At 67.5% G+C, this 16100-nt stretch carries 11 protein-coding genes and 1 tRNA gene; 8 read left to right on the forward strand and 4 right to left on the reverse strand.

What is annotated here, in order from left to right; all coding sequences use genetic code 11:
• The first annotated feature begins 36 nt into the window (after positions 1-36).
• Both EUC46_RS05715 and EUC46_RS12710 read left to right on the forward strand, forming a co-directional pair.
• On the forward strand, positions 37-1686 hold the full coding sequence (locus EUC46_RS05715; protein WP_128773227.1) for a serine/threonine protein kinase: 1650 nt from the start codon (positions 37-39) through the stop codon (positions 1684-1686).
• A gap of 115 nt (positions 1687-1801) precedes the next feature.
• Complete coding sequence (locus EUC46_RS12710; RefSeq protein WP_206645916.1) at positions 1802-4351, forward strand: serine/threonine-protein kinase; 2550 nt, start codon at positions 1802-1804, stop codon at positions 4349-4351.
• 143 nt (positions 4352-4494) lie between these two features.
• On the opposite strand, the gene EUC46_RS05725 is transcribed toward EUC46_RS12710, so the two are convergent.
• Complete coding sequence (locus EUC46_RS05725) at positions 4495-7254, reverse strand: ATP-binding cassette domain-containing protein (RefSeq protein ID WP_241655423.1); 2760 nt, start codon at positions 7252-7254, stop codon at positions 4495-4497.
• Between the two features lie 176 nt (positions 7255-7430).
• Here EUC46_RS05725 and EUC46_RS05730 point away from each other — a divergent pair.
• Positions 7431-7506 (forward strand) — tRNA-Arg (locus EUC46_RS05730).
• A 74-nt stretch (positions 7507-7580) separates the two neighbouring features.
• Here the strand turns inward: EUC46_RS05730 and EUC46_RS05735 are convergent.
• Together EUC46_RS05735 and EUC46_RS05740 are read right to left on the reverse strand one after the other, a co-directional pair.
• Positions 7581-7844, reverse strand: coding sequence for a hypothetical protein (locus tag EUC46_RS05735; protein ID WP_128773229.1), 264 nt, complete (start codon positions 7842-7844; stop codon positions 7581-7583).
• A gap of 47 nt (positions 7845-7891) precedes the next feature.
• On the reverse strand, positions 7892-9160 hold the full coding sequence (locus EUC46_RS05740) for a hypothetical protein (RefSeq protein WP_128773230.1): 1269 nt from the start codon (positions 9158-9160) through the stop codon (positions 7892-7894).
• 458 nt (positions 9161-9618) lie between these two features.
• Between EUC46_RS05740 and EUC46_RS05745 the strand changes: the two genes are divergently transcribed.
• The 3 genes from EUC46_RS05745 to EUC46_RS05755 all read left to right on the forward strand — a co-directional run bounded on the left by EUC46_RS05745 (position 9619) and on the right by EUC46_RS05755 (position 13618).
• Positions 9619-11211, forward strand: coding sequence for a GTPase domain-containing protein (locus tag EUC46_RS05745; protein ID WP_128773231.1), 1593 nt, complete (start codon positions 9619-9621; stop codon positions 11209-11211).
• On the forward strand, positions 11208-12671 hold the full coding sequence (locus EUC46_RS05750; RefSeq protein ID WP_128773232.1) for a GTPase: 1464 nt from the start codon (positions 11208-11210) through the stop codon (positions 12669-12671). The genes EUC46_RS05745 and EUC46_RS05750 overlap by 4 nt, the downstream gene beginning before the upstream one ends.
• 164 nt (positions 12672-12835) lie before the next feature.
• Positions 12836-13618 (forward strand): single-stranded DNA-binding protein, encoded by a 783-nt coding sequence (locus tag EUC46_RS05755; protein WP_128773233.1) that lies wholly within the window; start codon positions 12836-12838, stop codon positions 13616-13618.
• 44 nt (positions 13619-13662) lie between these two features.
• On the opposite strand, the gene EUC46_RS05760 is transcribed toward EUC46_RS05755, so the two are convergent.
• Positions 13663-14226, reverse strand: a complete 564-nt coding sequence (locus EUC46_RS05760; protein ID WP_128773234.1) for a hypothetical protein — start codon at positions 14224-14226, stop codon at positions 13663-13665.
• Positions 14227-14479: 253 nt separating this feature from the next.
• On the opposite strand from EUC46_RS05760, the gene ftsE reads away from it, so the two are divergent.
• The gene (gene ftsE / locus EUC46_RS05765; RefSeq protein WP_128773235.1) at positions 14480-15169 is read left to right on the forward strand and encodes a cell division ATP-binding protein FtsE; all 690 of its coding nucleotides are present in this window, start codon (positions 14480-14482) and stop codon (positions 15167-15169) included.
• 10 nt (positions 15170-15179) lie between these two features.
• Positions 15180-16097, forward strand: coding sequence for a permease-like cell division protein FtsX (gene ftsX / locus EUC46_RS05770; RefSeq protein WP_128773236.1), 918 nt, complete (start codon positions 15180-15182; stop codon positions 16095-16097).
• The last annotated feature ends 3 nt before the right edge of the window (positions 16098-16100 follow it).

Consider the following 16100-nt stretch of genomic DNA (forward strand, 5'->3'; position numbering starts at 1 on the left):
AGCCCGCTTTCCCACTCCTACTTCCCCTTGCGTGACGTGGTTGCCGAGGGCGACACTCTGGGCCTGGTCATGGACTATGTTGACGGAGGGGACCTGGCCGGGCTGATCCGCGAGCGCGGCGCCCATGAACCCGCCGGGGTGGCCTGGCTCGGCACCTGCATCGCCTCAGGCCTTGAAGCCATCCACACCGCGGGCGTTGTCCACCGTGACATTAAGCCGGCCAACGTCCTCATTGATGCCTCGACCACCCCGGGCACCCCCAAGGTGGCGGACTTTGGTGTGGCCCGGATCTGCGACGCCACGGCGGCGACCCGTTCCGCCATTGGTGCGGGCACGCCCCTGTACATGGCCCCCGAGGTGGCCGACGGCGCGGCGGCGAGTCCGGCGATGGACGTCTATTCCCTTGGCGCGGTGCTCTACGAGCTGTCTTGTGGCGTCCCCCCGTTCGTGGGCGCGCCCAGCTACCTGCTCAAAGCCCACGCCCAGATGCAGCCCGGCCGGCCCGAAGGGATCCCCGGCCCGCTGTGGGCGCTCATTGCCGCCATGTTGGAGAAGAATCCCGCAGCTCGTCCCCAGATCAGCCAGGTCCGTGAGGCGCTTAGCGCCATGGTGCAGTCCCTTGGCGGTCTGCCGGCCGCCCCCACCCTGACCGACCCGCCCCCGGCGACCCCACTGGCGGCCTGGGCCAGTGGCGGGACCATTGTCGCCGGCGCAGGAGGCAGCCCGACGGCGGCCGTGAGCGCCGCCTCCGGTGCCACCGGCGGCTTTACGCCCATCGGTCCCGCCCAAGTCGATGCGGCGGCCAATGCGCCCGAAACTGGCAAGAAAGGAAAGAAGAAGAGCCGCAAGGGACTGGTGGCCGTGCTCGTCATCCTCCTTGTCGTGGCGCTGGCCGGCGGTGGCTTCGCCGTCTGGCACTACCTCGACCGCAATGAGCCGGCAACCCCGCCCCCTGTCGCGGGGGAGACCACGCCGCCGGCGGCGCCAACCCCAAGCGCCACCCCCACGCCCAGTGCGACACCAACACCCAGCACGACCCCCACGGCAATGACGAGCATGCCCAATTTGGTGGGCATGACCCAGGCCGAGGCGGAGAAGGCATTGCCCGACTCGGTTAAGGTCACCGTGGTCAAGCAGGCGGCCAAGAACGGTGAGAAGACGGGCACAGTGATCTCTACCGACCCGGCCGCCGGCTCCGCACTGCCGAGCGAGGTCACCCTCACCGTGGCCGCTGCAATGGCCACCATCTACCTCTCCGACCTCAAGACTGTGACGGGGCGCGAAGGCGAGACTGGTGCCGCCATGGTCAATGGCCAGAGTATGGCCCACTCCAACTCCTACCACTTGCGTTTTACCCCCTCGAAGAAGGACGAGTGGAACCTGGGGCGCCACTTCACCGAGCTGGTCGGTACTCTGGGGATGGGGGACAACAGTAAGGACGCCGACGCCACCTTCACCGTGGACTTCTACGCCGACCAGGTCCTGGTCCATACCGAGACCATCGCTTTTGGCGAGTTCAAGGACGTTAGCATTGACATGACCAATGTGCTGCGCCTCAAAATCGTGGTCACCCGCACCGACGGCAATAGCGGAGATATGTCCAGCACCTTGGTTCTGGGTGACTTCGCCCTCCAGGGCGACCCCAACGAGGTGCCTGACATCTCCAAGCTCAACAATGAGAATTGAGGCCCGCGGTGGCGGGGGCGGCGGCAGTCGCCCCCGCCACCGCCCTCTCCGGTAGATTGGCGGTGGCCGCGCCTCCTGGTGGGGCTTGTCCATAATCCCCACTGTCGGAGCAGCCATGCCAGCCACGACCGGACCTCGCCCACTGGGCAGCAACTACATCCTCGATGAGTGCATTGGGGCCGGCGCCCAAGGGACCGTCTGGCGGGGCCGGCGCCTGGCCCACGGCCACCGGAGCGAGCAGGTCCTCGCCTTCAAACTCCTGCGCTCCGAACTCATTGACGATCCGGGTGTGGTGGAGCGCTTCATTAAAGAGCGCTCCACCCTCATGCGGGTGCGTTCACCCCACGTGGTGGGGATCCAGGACCTCGTCATTGAGGGTGCCACCTTCGGGATTGTCATGGACTACGTCTCTGGTGGTGACCTGCGCGGGCTTCTGCGCGATGCCGGGGTCCTGGCGCCCGGCGACGTTGCCGGTATAGGGGCCAAGGTGGCTGCCGGGCTGGCTGCCGTCCACGAGGCGGGCGTGGTTCACCGCGACGTCAAGCCCGCCAACGTCCTCCTGGAGGCCACCGCCCCCGGTGCCTTGGGGGAGCCCAGGCTCGCGGACTTCGGGGTGGCCCGCATTTGCGACACGGTCGCCACCCGCGCCACCGGCTCGGTGGGCACACCGGTCTATATCGCCCCGGAGATCGTCGCCGGCCAGGAACCCACACCGGCGACCGACATCTACTCCCTGGGTATCGTCTTGTACGAGATGTCCTGTGGCACTCCTCCCTTCCTGGGGCAGATCGCCAGCTTGCTCAGCCAGCACATCCGCCGCGACCCGGGCCGCCCCACCGGCATTCCCGACCCCTTATGGGACCTGATTGCGCAGATGCTCGCCAAGCAGCCCGACGCCAGGCCCAGCGCCCCCCAGGTCGCGGCAAGGCTGGGCGCCATGGCCCCCGCGCTCACCGGCATAGTGCCGGCTCCCGCGCTCACCTCCCCACCACGGTCACGGCCCGCCGCCCAGCCTTACACATGGGACGAGGACGAGGCGCCCGCCCCGCAGGACACCCCGCCCACCCCTGAGACCCAGGGCACGGCCCCCCTAGAGCCCGGCGGGGCGCCTGCGTCAGGGGCGCCCACCAGGACTGAGGCGATGAACGACAGGGCGGGTGAAGTCTCCGCCACCCGGGTCTACCAGGGTCCCGACGGTGCACAGGCTCCCAATCCGCCCATGTGGACCGTGGTTGACCCGCGGGCCGCCAACTCTCCCGCCCCGGATCCGGCTACGGTCGCCTATGGCTCCATAGCCCCGCCAGGGCCTGGGTCGAGGGCCCACCACGCCTCGGTCCCCTCGCCGGTGACCCAGTACTCCGCCCCCGGTGGCTCATCACCCGCCCACCCGGCCGCCCCTGGGCCCAGTGGCCCGGTGCGGCCGGCCGGCCGCGGGCGCCGGGGTCGCAGGCGCCGCTGGTGGGTTGTTGTCGTCGTCCTGGTCACTGTGGTCGCGGTCGCTGCGGCAGGCACCTGGTGGTGGCTGGGCCGCTCGGGGGCGCAGGCCTACCAGGGCTGGCCCGCGGCTCTTCCCAGTGGGAACTCGGTCAGGGAGGACCAGCGCTTCCCTGACGTCTCCGAGTTCGCCCTCTCCGAGGACGGCAGCCTGCTGGTCGTGAGCTCGTCGTCGACCATATCCCTCTACGACCTCACCAATGTGGGCAGTGCGCCGGTATGGACTGGTGAATGCGACGACAGTGGGTTCTGGGACTCTTCAACCGTCCTGTGCACCGGCGACACGGACCTGCTCATCTCCTCCACTGGCTCCACCTCCCGCCCTAACGGGCCAATTGACCTCAACCTCCAGGGCACGACCTCGGACATGAGCATCCTCATTGACGACTCCTCCAGTGGTGCCCTGGTGGCTCTCGGCGGGCACCAGGAGGCCTGGCGCCTCTACGGCAAGTACAAGGCCGCCCGCGCCGCTAACGGCTTCGTCGTGGCCTACGAGGACGAGCGCGACGTCATCCAGGTGATCTCAGCGGCCAGTGGCGCCATCCTGGCCGAGCAGGACGGGTACACGGGCGACTTCAAGGACGATCAGCACCCCGGGGGCTTCGGCATTGACGCGGGTACGGAGGCCTTCTACCAGGTCACCGGCTCCGGTGTGGTGGTCTACAACGCGGACGGCACCGAATACGGACGCGCCGGGGCCCTGCCCGCCGGCACCGACATGTCGCACGCTTGGATCTCCGGGGCCCCCATGAGCGCAGAACGTCTCCTAGCCGCCTTCAACGCGGTCGCCGACGGCCTGCAGGTCTACGGGGTCAAGGATTCCGCCATCGTCACCACCGACGCCACGGCGTGCACCATCGCCGTCGGCGGCGTCACCCTGGCTATTCCAAAGCGCTCCAAAGGCGAGGTCTGCCGTACCAATGCCCTGGGCCTGGTGGACAGGGACGACGCCGTACTGGTGCAGGTGGGCCAGTACAGCTCCTCCTCTGGAGCCACAGGGGACTCCGTGGGGGCCTACTCCCGCAAGGACGGCTCCGCACTGTGGCAGGCCACCGGTGAGTACGTCGGTGTTGTCGCCCCGGCCGCCGGTCAGAGGGACAGCAGGCTCCTGGTCCGCCAGGGCGGGGATGATGGCGACCTGGTGGTGCTGCGCGTGGTCAAGAGCGGTTGAGGCCGGGCAACAGCCGCAACCCGCGCCGGTCGCCCCAGGCTGACATGTCATACGTCATATCACACTTCACGGGGCACATGTGGTGGGGGGCCGCGCAGGTATTTGATTTGCGCGGACCCCCACCACATGTGCCCCGTGCCCGGTTAGCGGCGGCCGCGCTGTGCCAGACCCGCGTAGCACATGATCACGAAGAGCGCACCGAGCGCGATCAGGAAGCCCAGGTCGGTGAGCCACTGCCCACTGGTGTGCTTCCACAGGGCGTCATCACGAGTTGGCAGGATGTCGAGCATGGCAATGGTGGAGGAGGCCATGGCATAGCCCCAGCGCGCCGGCATGAACCAGGAAAGCTGTTCGAAGACCGCACGCCCCGCAACGGGAATAATGCCGCCGGCCAGTACCAGCTGAGCCATAATAGTGACCACCAGCACCGGCATGACCTGCTCGGAGGAGGACACGAAGGCGGAGATTGCCAGGCCCAGTAGACCCGAAACAAAAGCGGTGACCAGGCAGCACACCGCCAGTTCGAAGCCCGAATTCCCCAGGAGTACAGCCTCGGAGGGGGCGTCGTTGAGGGCCAGCGCAATCCCGACCATAATGGAGGTCTGGACAATGCTAATGAGACTGAGCACCAGGACCTTCGACCACAGATAGGCCGAGGGCCGCAGCCCCACCGCTTTTTCACGCAGGAAGATATCCCGCTCCCCGACCAGCTCGCGGATCGTGGAGGCCATACCGGCGAAGGCCGCCCCGGTAATGAGAATGACCAGCAGCTCCAGGGACTGTGTCAAGCGCACGCCCTCGGCGGTCGGGTCCGTGATCTTCGCGAAACCGGTATTGCCTTCGATCGCCTTGGTGAGCAGTCCCATAATGATCGGCAGGAGCAACATGAACGCCAGATAGGAGCGGTCAGCGGCCACAATGCGCAGGTGGCGGCGCACTAGCGTTGAGACCTGCCTGGCGGCGGACTGTTTAGGCTTTTGCTGGGGGGTGGCTATGGGCGAACGCGTGGTCACCGTCTTGCCGCTGCCGCGCCGGGTCGACGGAACCGTGGCCTCCAGGTGCTGACGCAGCTCAGGGGTGTGGTTGCGGATGAGGGCGTAGACGTCGGCGAAGCCGTCAATGGCCGGCGGGTCGGGCAGGGTCCCCTTGGGGGCGTGCAGCAGGAGCTGGCCGCGGCCGGCGATCTCGGTCAGGCGCTCGCGGAAGTAGGGCAACACCTGACGCGGCGCCCCGTAGTAGACGGGCTTTCCGCCTGCCGCCAGGATGAGGACCTTGTCGGCTCGGTCAATATGGTTCTCATTGTGGGTGACCACCACCACGGTGCGCCCCGTGTCCCCGGGGCGCGTGCCGTGCGCCAGGGAGGCCAGCAGATCCATAACGTCGCGGTCCAGCTGGGGGTCCAGGCCCGAGGTCGGCTCATCCAGGAAAAGAAGACTGGGACGGGTGAGCAGCTCAATGGCGGTGGACACGCGCTTGCGCTGGCCGCCGGAGAGCTTCTTGACGCGCTTGTCCACATGCTGGGTCAAGTCGAGATCCTCCAGGACCTCGGCAATGCGAGCCCGGCGCTCCTTCTTGGACACATCCTTGGCGAAGCGCAGCTCGGCGGCGTATTCCAGTGTCTGGCGCACAGTTAGCGCCGAGTGGATGACGTCGTTCTGCGGGACCACGCCGATCTTGTTGCGCATGACCGGGTAGTGCTCGTAAACGTCGAGGCCGTCGAAAAGGACCTGGCCCTCCTGCGCCTTCTGCTCCCCGGTAAGGGCCTTGAGCAGAGTGGACTTTCCGGCGCCAGAGGGGCCCACGACGGCCAGCAGTTCATTGCCCGGCAGGGAGAAGGAGATGCCGTCCAGGAGCTTGAGCTTGCCATTGTTAACGGTAAAGGTCAGGTCCTTACCGACCAGTTCCCCGCCCGTGCCGGCGGAGACCTGGACCTCGCACAGGCCGTCCGGGCTGATCGCCACAAAGGTTGAACCCATGCCTACGACCACGGGCTGGGTGACCTGTACGCTGGGCACCCTTTGTCCGGCCAGGTAGATGCCGTTGGTTGATCCCAGGTCGGTGACCACAATGCCCTGGGGTGTCAGGTCAATGCGCGCGTGGTGCTTGGAAATCAGCGGGTCGTCAATGACCAGGGCATTGTCGGGGGCGCGCCCGATTGTGCCCGAACTGGTAATGCGGAAGGCCTGGAGGGTTTGACGCACTGTTGCCACAGACCCAGTGGGAGCCATGACCCGGTGCCCGCCCCCGCTGCCCGCAGCCGACATGGCTGACGGCCCCGAGGGCCCTGAGGGCCCGGAGGGGGAGCGGGGCTGGGGGCTGGGGGCCGCCGGGGGGCCTCCCGAGGCCTGCGGGCTCATGGCGCCGCGCCCCTGCGCGCCTGCTGGTGCGCCGTAACCGGCGGTCGTGGGGGAGGAGCCGACGATCCCGGCGTTGGCCGGCACTCCAGGTGTGGAGGGGGTGTAAGAGGCCGTGGTCGGGGAACTGCCCGAGGTGGCTGGCGGAGCGGGGGCCGGAGGGGAGGTCGGCGGGGGAGGAGAGGCCGGCGGGGGAGTGGAGGCTGGGGCGCCTGCGCCACCGGTGCCGTCGGCCGTCCCCTCGGAGGCAATGGGCGTGAGCCCCAGCGCCGGTCCTGAGGCGTCGCCCAACTGCACGCGAGTGCCATGAGTGACGAGAGTCTCACGAGCGGCGACGCCGTCAACGAGCATGCCATTCCTGCCCACGCACTCCACCCGCCAGCCCTGGCGCGTGGGCGTCAAACGCAGGTGCCGTCGGGAGACCAGCGGGTGGCTGACTTGAACATCGCAGTCAGGGGCCCGACCAACCGTGAAGGTGTTGGTGAACGTCTTAGGTTCTGCAGAGGCATGCGAGGACAGTGAGCGGACGACGAGCGCTGAGGGAGTCACGTGAGTCCTTTCGAGACTGCGGGTGGCGTGCAGTGCACGCTGGATGCTCGCCGCCACGATACCGGCGCTCGCGGCGAGGCGACGAGTCACGGGGCACCTGATCATGGGGAGGGCGCCCCAGGGCCGATCCATGACATACTCTGGGCCCGCGCTCGTGGCTTCGGCCCGACGCGCGCGCCTCCGTAGCTCAATGGACAGAGCATCGGCCTTCTAATCCGCAGGTTCCCGGTTCGAGTCCGGGCGGGGGCACCAGCACAAAGTCCATATTCCGCGGGAGTCCTCCATTCCTCCGCTCGCGCCGGGCACGCCGGTTTCACTTGTTTCCGCTACGTTATGGTGGCCCGTGAGGCGGTGCTGGAGGGGCGAGCATGGCCGGCCAAGGTGAAGGCGAGAGGCTTGCCCGCGCCCGAGGTGTCCGGATTGTGGACCGAGATCATGCAGGAGTCCATGACGCGGTTCTCGTTACCTTTCGCAGGCAGGCGCCTACTCCTCCCGTTGTCGACCGCGCCGCGATGATCCTGGCGGGCGTCGCGCAGGCGCGCCTTCCTCGACGAGGACAGGCGCACAAGCGTGACAACGCGGATGACCATGGTGCTCTCTTCTCCTGTATAAGGGAGCCCGCTCGTCTGATGCTCATTCAGTCCTCATCATCCCAGCCGAAATCCGGGTGGGGCGCGACGACTGGCATTCTGTCGACGTTTGCTTCAGCGACTCCGTCCCCAAGGTCGTCGAGCCAGTCGTCATCAATGGTTTGTGCGTCTGCGCAGTTGAGGATGACATCAGCTTTGAGACGAGTGCCTTTGACTGTGGCTCTCACAACTGGTATGAGCCCACGCTGTTCAATGTGCCGCACAAGCGGGAGTAGTTTCTCCGACTGTCCTTTTGTCAGAACCCCTACGCGCTGCCCGTCGATCTCCACCTGGACGGCCTCATAGGAGGATCGTGGCCGGATCTCGTTAATGGATCGCAGCGTCGCAGCAACGTAGTTGTCGACACCGGAGCCGCGCCGCACGTAGTTGACAAGAACGTCCATGTGTTCATCCTCCTTGGTGACCTGGATCGTCCTGCCGCTAGGTATGACGACGTGTTCCTGCTCGGGCAGCTTATTGGAGGGGACCATGCCAGACGGTTCGGGAAGCCAGAGCGTTACGCGGGCGTTGACGCCCCTTCCGCGGCCTCCCGGCTGGCTCGCCCAGACCCTTGCGTCAACCTGCGCCAGCGTCCTGCCGTGCCGCATCTCAGCCAGCACAGGAAAGTACCTATCAGCATCCATCTGGGCCAGATAACCGACATGCTCCCCACGGAAGTAGACGGCCACCGCGCGACCCTTCCCATACGGGTTGTTGGGATCCGGCACGAGAATGGCGTCTCCCCGTATCTCAACACCCTCGTATTGGTTGAAGCCCGGCTTGCTGCCCAGCAGCGTTACAAAGGCCCTCGGCTGGTAGCGCTCTCCGGCGACTTCCAACGGTTTCCCCTTCGCCCAAGGCGCCACGAGAGTGCCGAAAGGCTTTGGTGGATACCACTTCTCAGCGTCCGAGTACCCCTCTTGATCACGCTTTATCTGCTCTGCCTCAGCGCGCTCGCGGGCGGCGGCTTCACGTTGCTGGCGCTTCTGGGTTTTCTCGACTTTACGGGCGGCTACTTCCTCATGGCGTTTTATCGCGTCTTCGTCAATGATCTTCTTGCGGAGCCACCAGCGTCCGCGCAGTGTCCAGAACACGCCAAGCAGGATTCCAGCCGTGGCGATTGGTCCGGGCGGACTTCCATGAGTAAGATCCCATAAGGCTCCAATGCCGAACACGATAAGGAACATCCACCCGAAGACATGCATGCTCGCTCCCTTGTAGAGAGGCTCCTTGATCTTGTCTTCCTGGGTCGTGGACTCCTGCTGATCGTCGTGCATTGGTCGCTCCTCGCCCTGGTGATAGATGTCCGGATGCCAGGGTGCCCCTATCTTGCGCTGTCCTCGGGCTGAACGTGCGGTTTTACGCATCGCCCAGGCAACGATCCGACGACGCACGGTGTCCCGGGAAGCAGCGACGATCCGGCGGGGCACACCGGACTCGACGGTGAGCGTGCCCGAGTCCATTAGTCGGACAGCCCCTACTGAGTAGTGCGGTCCCGCCGTCCTGGCCGGCCCCGGTGGCGCCCGCCGGGGTGCGCCCTGCCCGCGCACGTGCGTCACCGGGTACGCGGGCAGTGAGTCCAGCGGAGCGTCCTTGGTCGGGACGAGCTGCGTCACCGGGTACGCGGGCAGTGAGTCCCGCGATTCCGCCCTTAATACAACCTTGATCCGAGTTGACGAGACCAGTAGTGGGTCGTGCTGCCTCCATGTGCCCTCCGTCCCATTATGGTGACCCCATGACTCCCTCCGCTTCCGCGCGCCCCGACGGAGATGCCACCGTCTCCTCGCTCAGCCGTGGTCAACTCATTGACGTGCTCAGTGACACTGTCAGGGACCTCGAGCGGCTCGACCTGACTTTGCAGGCACTTGGTGTGGTCGAGGCGCGCCGCCTGCGCATCCGGCTCATTGGCCAAGTCAAAGACCATGTCCTTCCCCGTCTCCAGGACGCAGACGTGCCGGCTGTCGTCGTGGTTGGTGGCTCCACTGGCGCGGGGAAATCCACTCTGGTCAACTCCGTGCTGGGCACTGACGTCTCCGCGGCCGGTGTGCTGCGGCCCACCACTCGCACCCCGGTGCTGGTGGTCAACCCCGAGGACGCCGCCGCCCTCGCTGACCACCCGGTGGCCGCTGTGGGCCACACGGTGGTCTCAGACGCTGTTCCCGTGGGGCTGGCCCTGGTTGACGCCTCAGACCTCGACTCCGTCCACGAGGCCAACCGGCTCCTGGCCGCACGTCTCCTGGAGGCCGCCGACCTCTGGCTTTTCGTGACCACCGCGGCCCGTTACGGCGACCAGACTCCCTGGGCCTCCCTGGAGGAGGCAGTCAGGCGCCAGACCCCGATCGCCGTCGTCCTCAACCGGGTTCCCGCCCGTATCCTCCCCGAGGTCCGCCGTGACCTCATGGAGCGCCTCACCGAGCTGGGCCTGGCCGAGTCCCCCTTCGTCGTCATCCCCGACGAGGGCCCGCACGAGGGGCTGCTGCCCGAGGCCTCCGTGGCCGAGCTGCGGGACTGGCTGCTCCTGCTCGCCGGCCGCCACCGCGCCGCCGGGCTCGTGCGGCGTACCGGACGCTCCCTGTGGACGGCTCTGCGCGCGGACCTGACCGCCCTGGCCGACGACGTCGATGCCCAGGATGATGCCGCCACCCGTCTTGAGGCTGAATCTCAGCGCCTGTTGGAGCGGCCCACCGCCCTGGTGTGCTCCGAGGTCGAGCGCGGCACTTTCGGGGAGGGCGCCCCCACGACCCGCTGGCTGGCATTGGCCTCCACCGGCGGCGCCCTGGCCTCATTGGCCCAGGGCGGGCGTCTGGCCCATGGGTTCTTCGGTCGCGCTACTCGCGCCCGCACTGAGGCACTGGCGCTTCTGGCCGCAGACGCCCGCGAGGCGGTCGCCGCGCGCCTGGAGGCCATTGTCCTGTCCACCGCCGATGAGGCTGCCCGCACCTGGGCGGCAGTTGGCGCTGCGGAGCCCGCGGCCCGCCTGCTCCCCCCGCTCCCGGACGCGAATGCCGTTGTTGAGCGCTGGGTCGCGGAAGTGGGCGCCACAGTCAAGACGGTGCCCAAGCGCATGACACCGGCCGGGGTCACCGACCTCCTGGTGGCCGGAGCGACCGGGGTCGCCGGGGCTCGGGACGCCGCCGAGCGCCTGGGTTTGGGCCCAGCCCTGGCCGAGGCGCGCTCCTCCTTGCGCCAGACCCTGACCACCGCGCTGGCCGGCGTGATCCCCGCCGGCGCTGCCCAGTCCCTTGCCCCAGATCCGGCCCTGGCCGCCGCCCTGCGGTTGCGCGCCGGTGAGCTCATCCCCTTCTCTCGCCATGGAGCCGTCGCATGACCCACCCCAACCTCGCCCCTGTGTCCTCCGAGGTGCTTGATGCCGCCCACCTCGATGCGCGTCTGGCCCAGATACGCGCGGCCCTGGACGCCTGTCCCACAGAAGTTCCCGCCTCCCTGGCCTACCCCGCCAGGGTCTCCCTGGACGAGGTCGCCGAGCGCCTGGCATTAGGCGTGGACCACACCGTGGTGGCGCTGTTCGGCGGAACCGGCTCAGGGAAATCCTCCCTGTTCAACGCCCTGTCCCAGCTGCAGTTCGCCGACGTCGGCGCCCGCCGCCCCACCACGTCGCGTGCCGCGGCCTGCACCTGGGGTGACGACGCCAATGCCCTGCTCGACTTCCTGGGGGTCAGCGACCAACGGCGCATCCGCCGTGAGTCGTTACTGGACGCCTCAGACCAGGACGAACTGGCCGGCCTGGTCTTATTGGACGTACCCGACTACGACTCGGTGTCCACCGAGCACGCCCTCCAGGTGGACCGCCTGGTGCCCGTGGCCGACGTGCTGGTGTGGGTGGTCGACCCGCAGAAGTACGCCGACGCGGCCCTGCATGAGGGCTACCTGCGGGGACTGGGCGCGCGACAGGAAGACATGCTCCTCCTGGTCAACCAGATCGACACTCTGCCCGCGAGCGCGGTGGACACGCTCATGGCAGATGCGCGTTCCCTGCTGGACCGTGACGGTTTGACCGAAGTCAAGGTGCTGGCCGTCTCAGCCACGCGCGGTGACAACGTCAAGGACGTGCGGAACATGCTGTGCCAGCGGGTAGCACGCGCGTCCAACGCCGCCCGCACGGCCTCCGCCGAGCTGGACGCCATCGCCCTGAGACTGCGCTCTACAGTGGCCCCCAAACCGGTGAACGTGAATCCTGAGTTCGCCGAGACCTCCACCACCTCTCTGGTGCAGGCCTCAGGCGCTCACGCCGTGGCCGCCTCGGTGCGCTCAAGCCTGTCCCATGTCTTCGCCCGGGCGCTGGCGCGGCCCGAGCCGCCTTCACGGGCCGCGGTCGAGGCTGTCCGCACCACCTGGATGCGGCGCACAACCGACGGTCTCCCCCCGGCTTGGCTGCGCAGTATTGATCGCGAGGTCGCCTCCCCGGAGGCGCTGGGCGCCCAGACCGCCGAGGCGGTCGGCTCCGTACCCTTCCCAGGGCACCGCTCTCCGGTACTGGACTTGGCCTGGTGGGGCGGGGTGCTCGCCATGGTGGTCGGCCTGGTCTGCGGGGTTTACTTCTTCCTCCGGGGAGGGCCGCTGCTGCTCGCCGTTGCGCTGGTCGGGGTCGGGGTGCTGCTAGCCGTGGTGGCTCTGGTCCTGCGCCGGAAGTGGGCCAAGCGCGAATCGGAGAACTACCTCACCCAGGTCAATGCACGAGTCAAGGCCGTAGTGGAGCGTGGCGTGAGTGAACCTGCTGACGAGGTTCTGGGGCGTCACCGGCTACTGCAGTCCGCATTGGGGCTGTAAGCGCTTTCCCCGTGGTTCTGGGTTTTCCCGGGCTCCACAGGGGCGTTGACGGCGGTTTTTTCCACAGGGGTCGATGGTGCCGAGTGCGGACTGGATCGCGCCGGGGCACGGTGGTGGCGGAGCCGGCAGGGCGTCGGTTCTCATCCCTGTAAGGAGCAACGATTATGAGCCGCCAGCTCGATCTCGTCGTCCAGGGGATCCTGGGCACAAACCCCGTCCTGAGCCGCGTGGGCGCCGAGCAGCGCCCCTACTGCCGTTTTCGGGTGGCCACAACCCCCTCCTACCGCACGGAACGGGGGTGGAATGACGGCGAGACGATCTGGTTCACCGCCAAGGCCTGGGGTCAGCTCGCTGAACACATGTGCATGTCCCTGCGCAAGGGCGAGCCAGTTCTGCTCGCGGGCCGCTTCACCCAGGAGACCTGGGAGTCTGAGCGCGGGACTCAGCTGACCAATGTCCTCAATGTGCACGCCGGCGGCCACGACCTGACCTGGGGGGAGACTCGCTTTATGCGGGTCCAGCTCCACGCCCAGGGCACGGCGTCGGCCTCCACCCCGGACACCACGGCAAACACCCAGAGCGGTGCCGGGTCCCCGGACACCGCCCGGGAGCCCGGTGCCGTTGACGCCCCCGGCGGCACCGGCGCCCAGGTTGATGAGGGGCCGCTGGCGGCAGGCGGCAGCCGGGCGCAGGCCGGGGAGACCCGCCTCCGCGCCGGGGTGGGAGGGGCTACGCGGAACGGGGATCAGGCCACGACCCCCCTGCCGGCCGACCACTGGGAGGGCGGGGCTGACGCGGCCCGTCAGGGCGCCACCGCCCCCGGCCCGGCATCCGGCGCCTCGCAGACACAGGCGAGCACCGCGGATCCCTCGCCCGCTTCAGCGTCGTCCTCCGCCTATATTGTGGTCGGGGAAACGCAGGACGATGATCCTTTTGACCGGGAATGACAGGGAACGACGGGTAACGAGGCGGCCGTGCCCCTGAGCCCGGCTCAGCCCCGTGGCGGGGCGGCAATGCTCAGATCGGCCGGGTGGGGGACGCGCAGCACCTCGATGAGCACCTGCGCCACCATCTGTGCGGCCCGCTGCCCATCGGGGAAGACCCGGTGCATGCGACCGGCTTCTGTGGTCCAGCCCAGGGCGGCCAGGGCTCCACACGCCTCCTGGTCGAGGATCACTCGCCCGACCGGGTCGAGCACCGGCAGGACGGCCTCGACATCATGGCGGCGAATCGTCAACATGATGGCGGGCGGCTCGGGAGACGGGGCGCGTCGACGATGCAGCAGCCGACCCAGCCCACGAGGGGTGATTGGAGAATTCTGGGCGACTACCGGGGCCGGGGCCGTGAGCAGCACGGTCGGGCCATTGCCGGGGGCCCCGGTGGCTCCAGGTCCCCGGCCGGTAGCCGAGCCCTCCGGGGGCGCGGGCCAAGGCGACTCCGGGCGGTGCCCGTGGTCAAGGAGGGTCGCCAGGGTGGGTGTGAAGCGCGCCCATGAGCCGACGTCAACGTGGGCCGCGAAAAGGCCGGCGGCGTTGGGGCCGGGGGCATCGTTCATGAAGTCAGGCTAGTGGCCTTGGGGCCTTAGGTCGCCTCGGCCGGGCGCCCGGACGCCAAAACGTCCGGCTAGACAGGCCCTCCGGGGCCGGTCGAGACGGGGCTCGGACCAGCGTCGACGCCGGCTGTGGCACAAACGTGACGTAGTGGTCGCGACGCTGGGCGTGTCACAAGCGGGAGTCATGGGAATGCTGCGTACCGTGGTTGGGAACCTAGGTGCGATGCGCCGCGGCCAGGCAGGGAGCAGCAGATTCATGATCCGTTTTGACCACGTGTCCAAGGTCTACAAGCGGGGCGCTCGACCCGCGCTCGACGACGTTGATATCGAGGTTGAGCGCGAGGAGTTCGTCTTCCTGGTGGGGGCCTCCGGATCCGGGAAGTCGACGTTCCTGCGCCTGGTGCTGCGCGAGGAGCGGCCCACCTCCGGACGCGTCCACGTGCTGGGACGGGACCTGTCCCGGGTCTCGAGCTGGAAGGTGCCCCAGCTGCGCCGCGAGATGGGCTTCGTCTTCCAGGACTTCCGGCTCCTGGAGAACAAGACGGTTCTGGAGAATGTCGCCATCGCCTCCCAGGTGATCGGCAAACCCCGGCACTACATTTTCTCCGCGGTGCCCGAGGCTCTCGACCTGGTGGGCCTGGCCGGTAAAGGCAAGCGCCTGCCCCACGAGCTGTCCGGGGGCGAGCAGCAGCGCGTGGCCATCGCCCGCGCCATGGTCAACCGCCCCAAGCTCCTCCTGGCCGATGAGCCCACCGGGAATCTCGACCCTTCCACCTCGGTGGGCATTATGCGGCTGCTGGACCGGATTAACCGCCAGGGGACCACCGTGGTCATGGCCACCCACGACGACGAGATCGTTGACCAGATGCGTAAGCGCGTCATTGAGCTCAAGGCGGGGCAGGTCGTGCGCGACCAGGCCCGCGGCGTCTACGGCTCGGACCGCTGAAGGAGGCACCATGCGATTCCGTTTTATTCTCTCCGAGACCTTCAAGGGTCTGTCCCGGAACCTGGCGATGACCATCTCGGTTATCCTCGTTTCCTTCGTCTCACTGCTCTTCGTGGGCGCCTCCGCTCTTCTCCAGACGCAGATCTCCACCATGAAGGGCGAGTGGTATGACAAGGTCGAGGTGAGCGTTTTCATGTGCCCGCAGTCCTCGGCCTACGCCGAGTGCGCCGACGGCGAGGCCACCCAAGAGCAGATTGATGCCGTCGAGCAGCTCATTAACTCCGAGGTCCTCAAGGACTACATTAAGTCCTACACCATTGAGTCCAAGGCCGAAGCCTACGAGAACTTTATGCGGGCCTATGGCAACTCCTCTATTGGTCGCAATGCCACAGAGGACATGATGCCGGTGTCCTTCCGCATTAAGCTCGTTGACCCCGAGCAGTACCAGGCCGTGGCCGAGCAGTTCACCGGGCGCGATGGCGTTGAGAGGGTTAAGGACCAGCAGGAGACCCTCGAACCCCTCTTCCTGGTAATGAACCGCGCCTCTTGGATCACCGGCGGCCTGGCCGCCCTCATGGGAGTGGCCGCCGTCCTGCTCATCTCCACCACCATTAGGCTCTCCGCTATGAGCCGCTCGAAAGAGACCGGCATTATGCGCCTGGTGGGCGCGTCGAATCTTTTCATCCAACTCCCGTTCGTGCTGGAGGGGGCCATTGCCGCCCTCATTGGAGCGCTTCTGGCAGTGGGCTCTCTGTGGGCCGGCGTCCACTATGTCGTTGAGGGGTGGCTGGCGCGCTCCATCAGCTTTACCTCCGCCTTCATCGGAACCAGCCAGGTGCTGTGGCTCGCCCCCTGGCTGATCGCCGCCGCCATCCTCTTCGCCGCAGCCTCCTCGGCCTTCTCCTTGTCGAAGTACACAAAGGTGTGATCG

The sequence above is a fragment of the Actinomyces oricola genome, from assembly GCF_004104015.1.
GTDB lineage: Bacteria > Actinomycetota > Actinomycetes > Actinomycetales > Actinomycetaceae > Actinomyces > Actinomyces oricola.

Bases quoted from the DNA above. Each gene is read 5' to 3' on its own strand.
- ftsE (WP_128773235.1), top strand. From the start codon at position 14,480: ATGATCCGTTTTGACCACGTGTCCAAGGTCTACAAGCGGGGCGCTCGA.
- EUC46_RS05745 (WP_128773231.1), top strand. From the start codon at position 9,619: ATGACTCCCTCCGCTTCCGCGCGCCCCGACGGAGATGCCACCGTCTCC.
- EUC46_RS05740 (WP_128773230.1), bottom strand. From the start codon at position 9,160: ATGCACGACGATCAGCAGGAGTCCACGACCCAGGAAGACAAGATCAAG.
- EUC46_RS05760 (WP_128773234.1), bottom strand. From the start codon at position 14,226: ATGAACGATGCCCCCGGCCCCAACGCCGCCGGCCTTTTCGCGGCCCAC.
- EUC46_RS05735 (WP_128773229.1), bottom strand. From the start codon at position 7,844: ATGGTCATCCGCGTTGTCACGCTTGTGCGCCTGTCCTCGTCGAGGAAG.
- ftsX (WP_128773236.1), top strand. From the start codon at position 15,180: ATGCGATTCCGTTTTATTCTCTCCGAGACCTTCAAGGGTCTGTCCCGG.
- EUC46_RS05750 (WP_128773232.1), top strand. From the start codon at position 11,208: ATGACCCACCCCAACCTCGCCCCTGTGTCCTCCGAGGTGCTTGATGCC.
- EUC46_RS12710 (WP_206645916.1), top strand. From the start codon at position 1,802: ATGCCAGCCACGACCGGACCTCGCCCACTGGGCAGCAACTACATCCTC.
- EUC46_RS05755 (WP_128773233.1), top strand. From the start codon at position 12,836: ATGAGCCGCCAGCTCGATCTCGTCGTCCAGGGGATCCTGGGCACAAAC.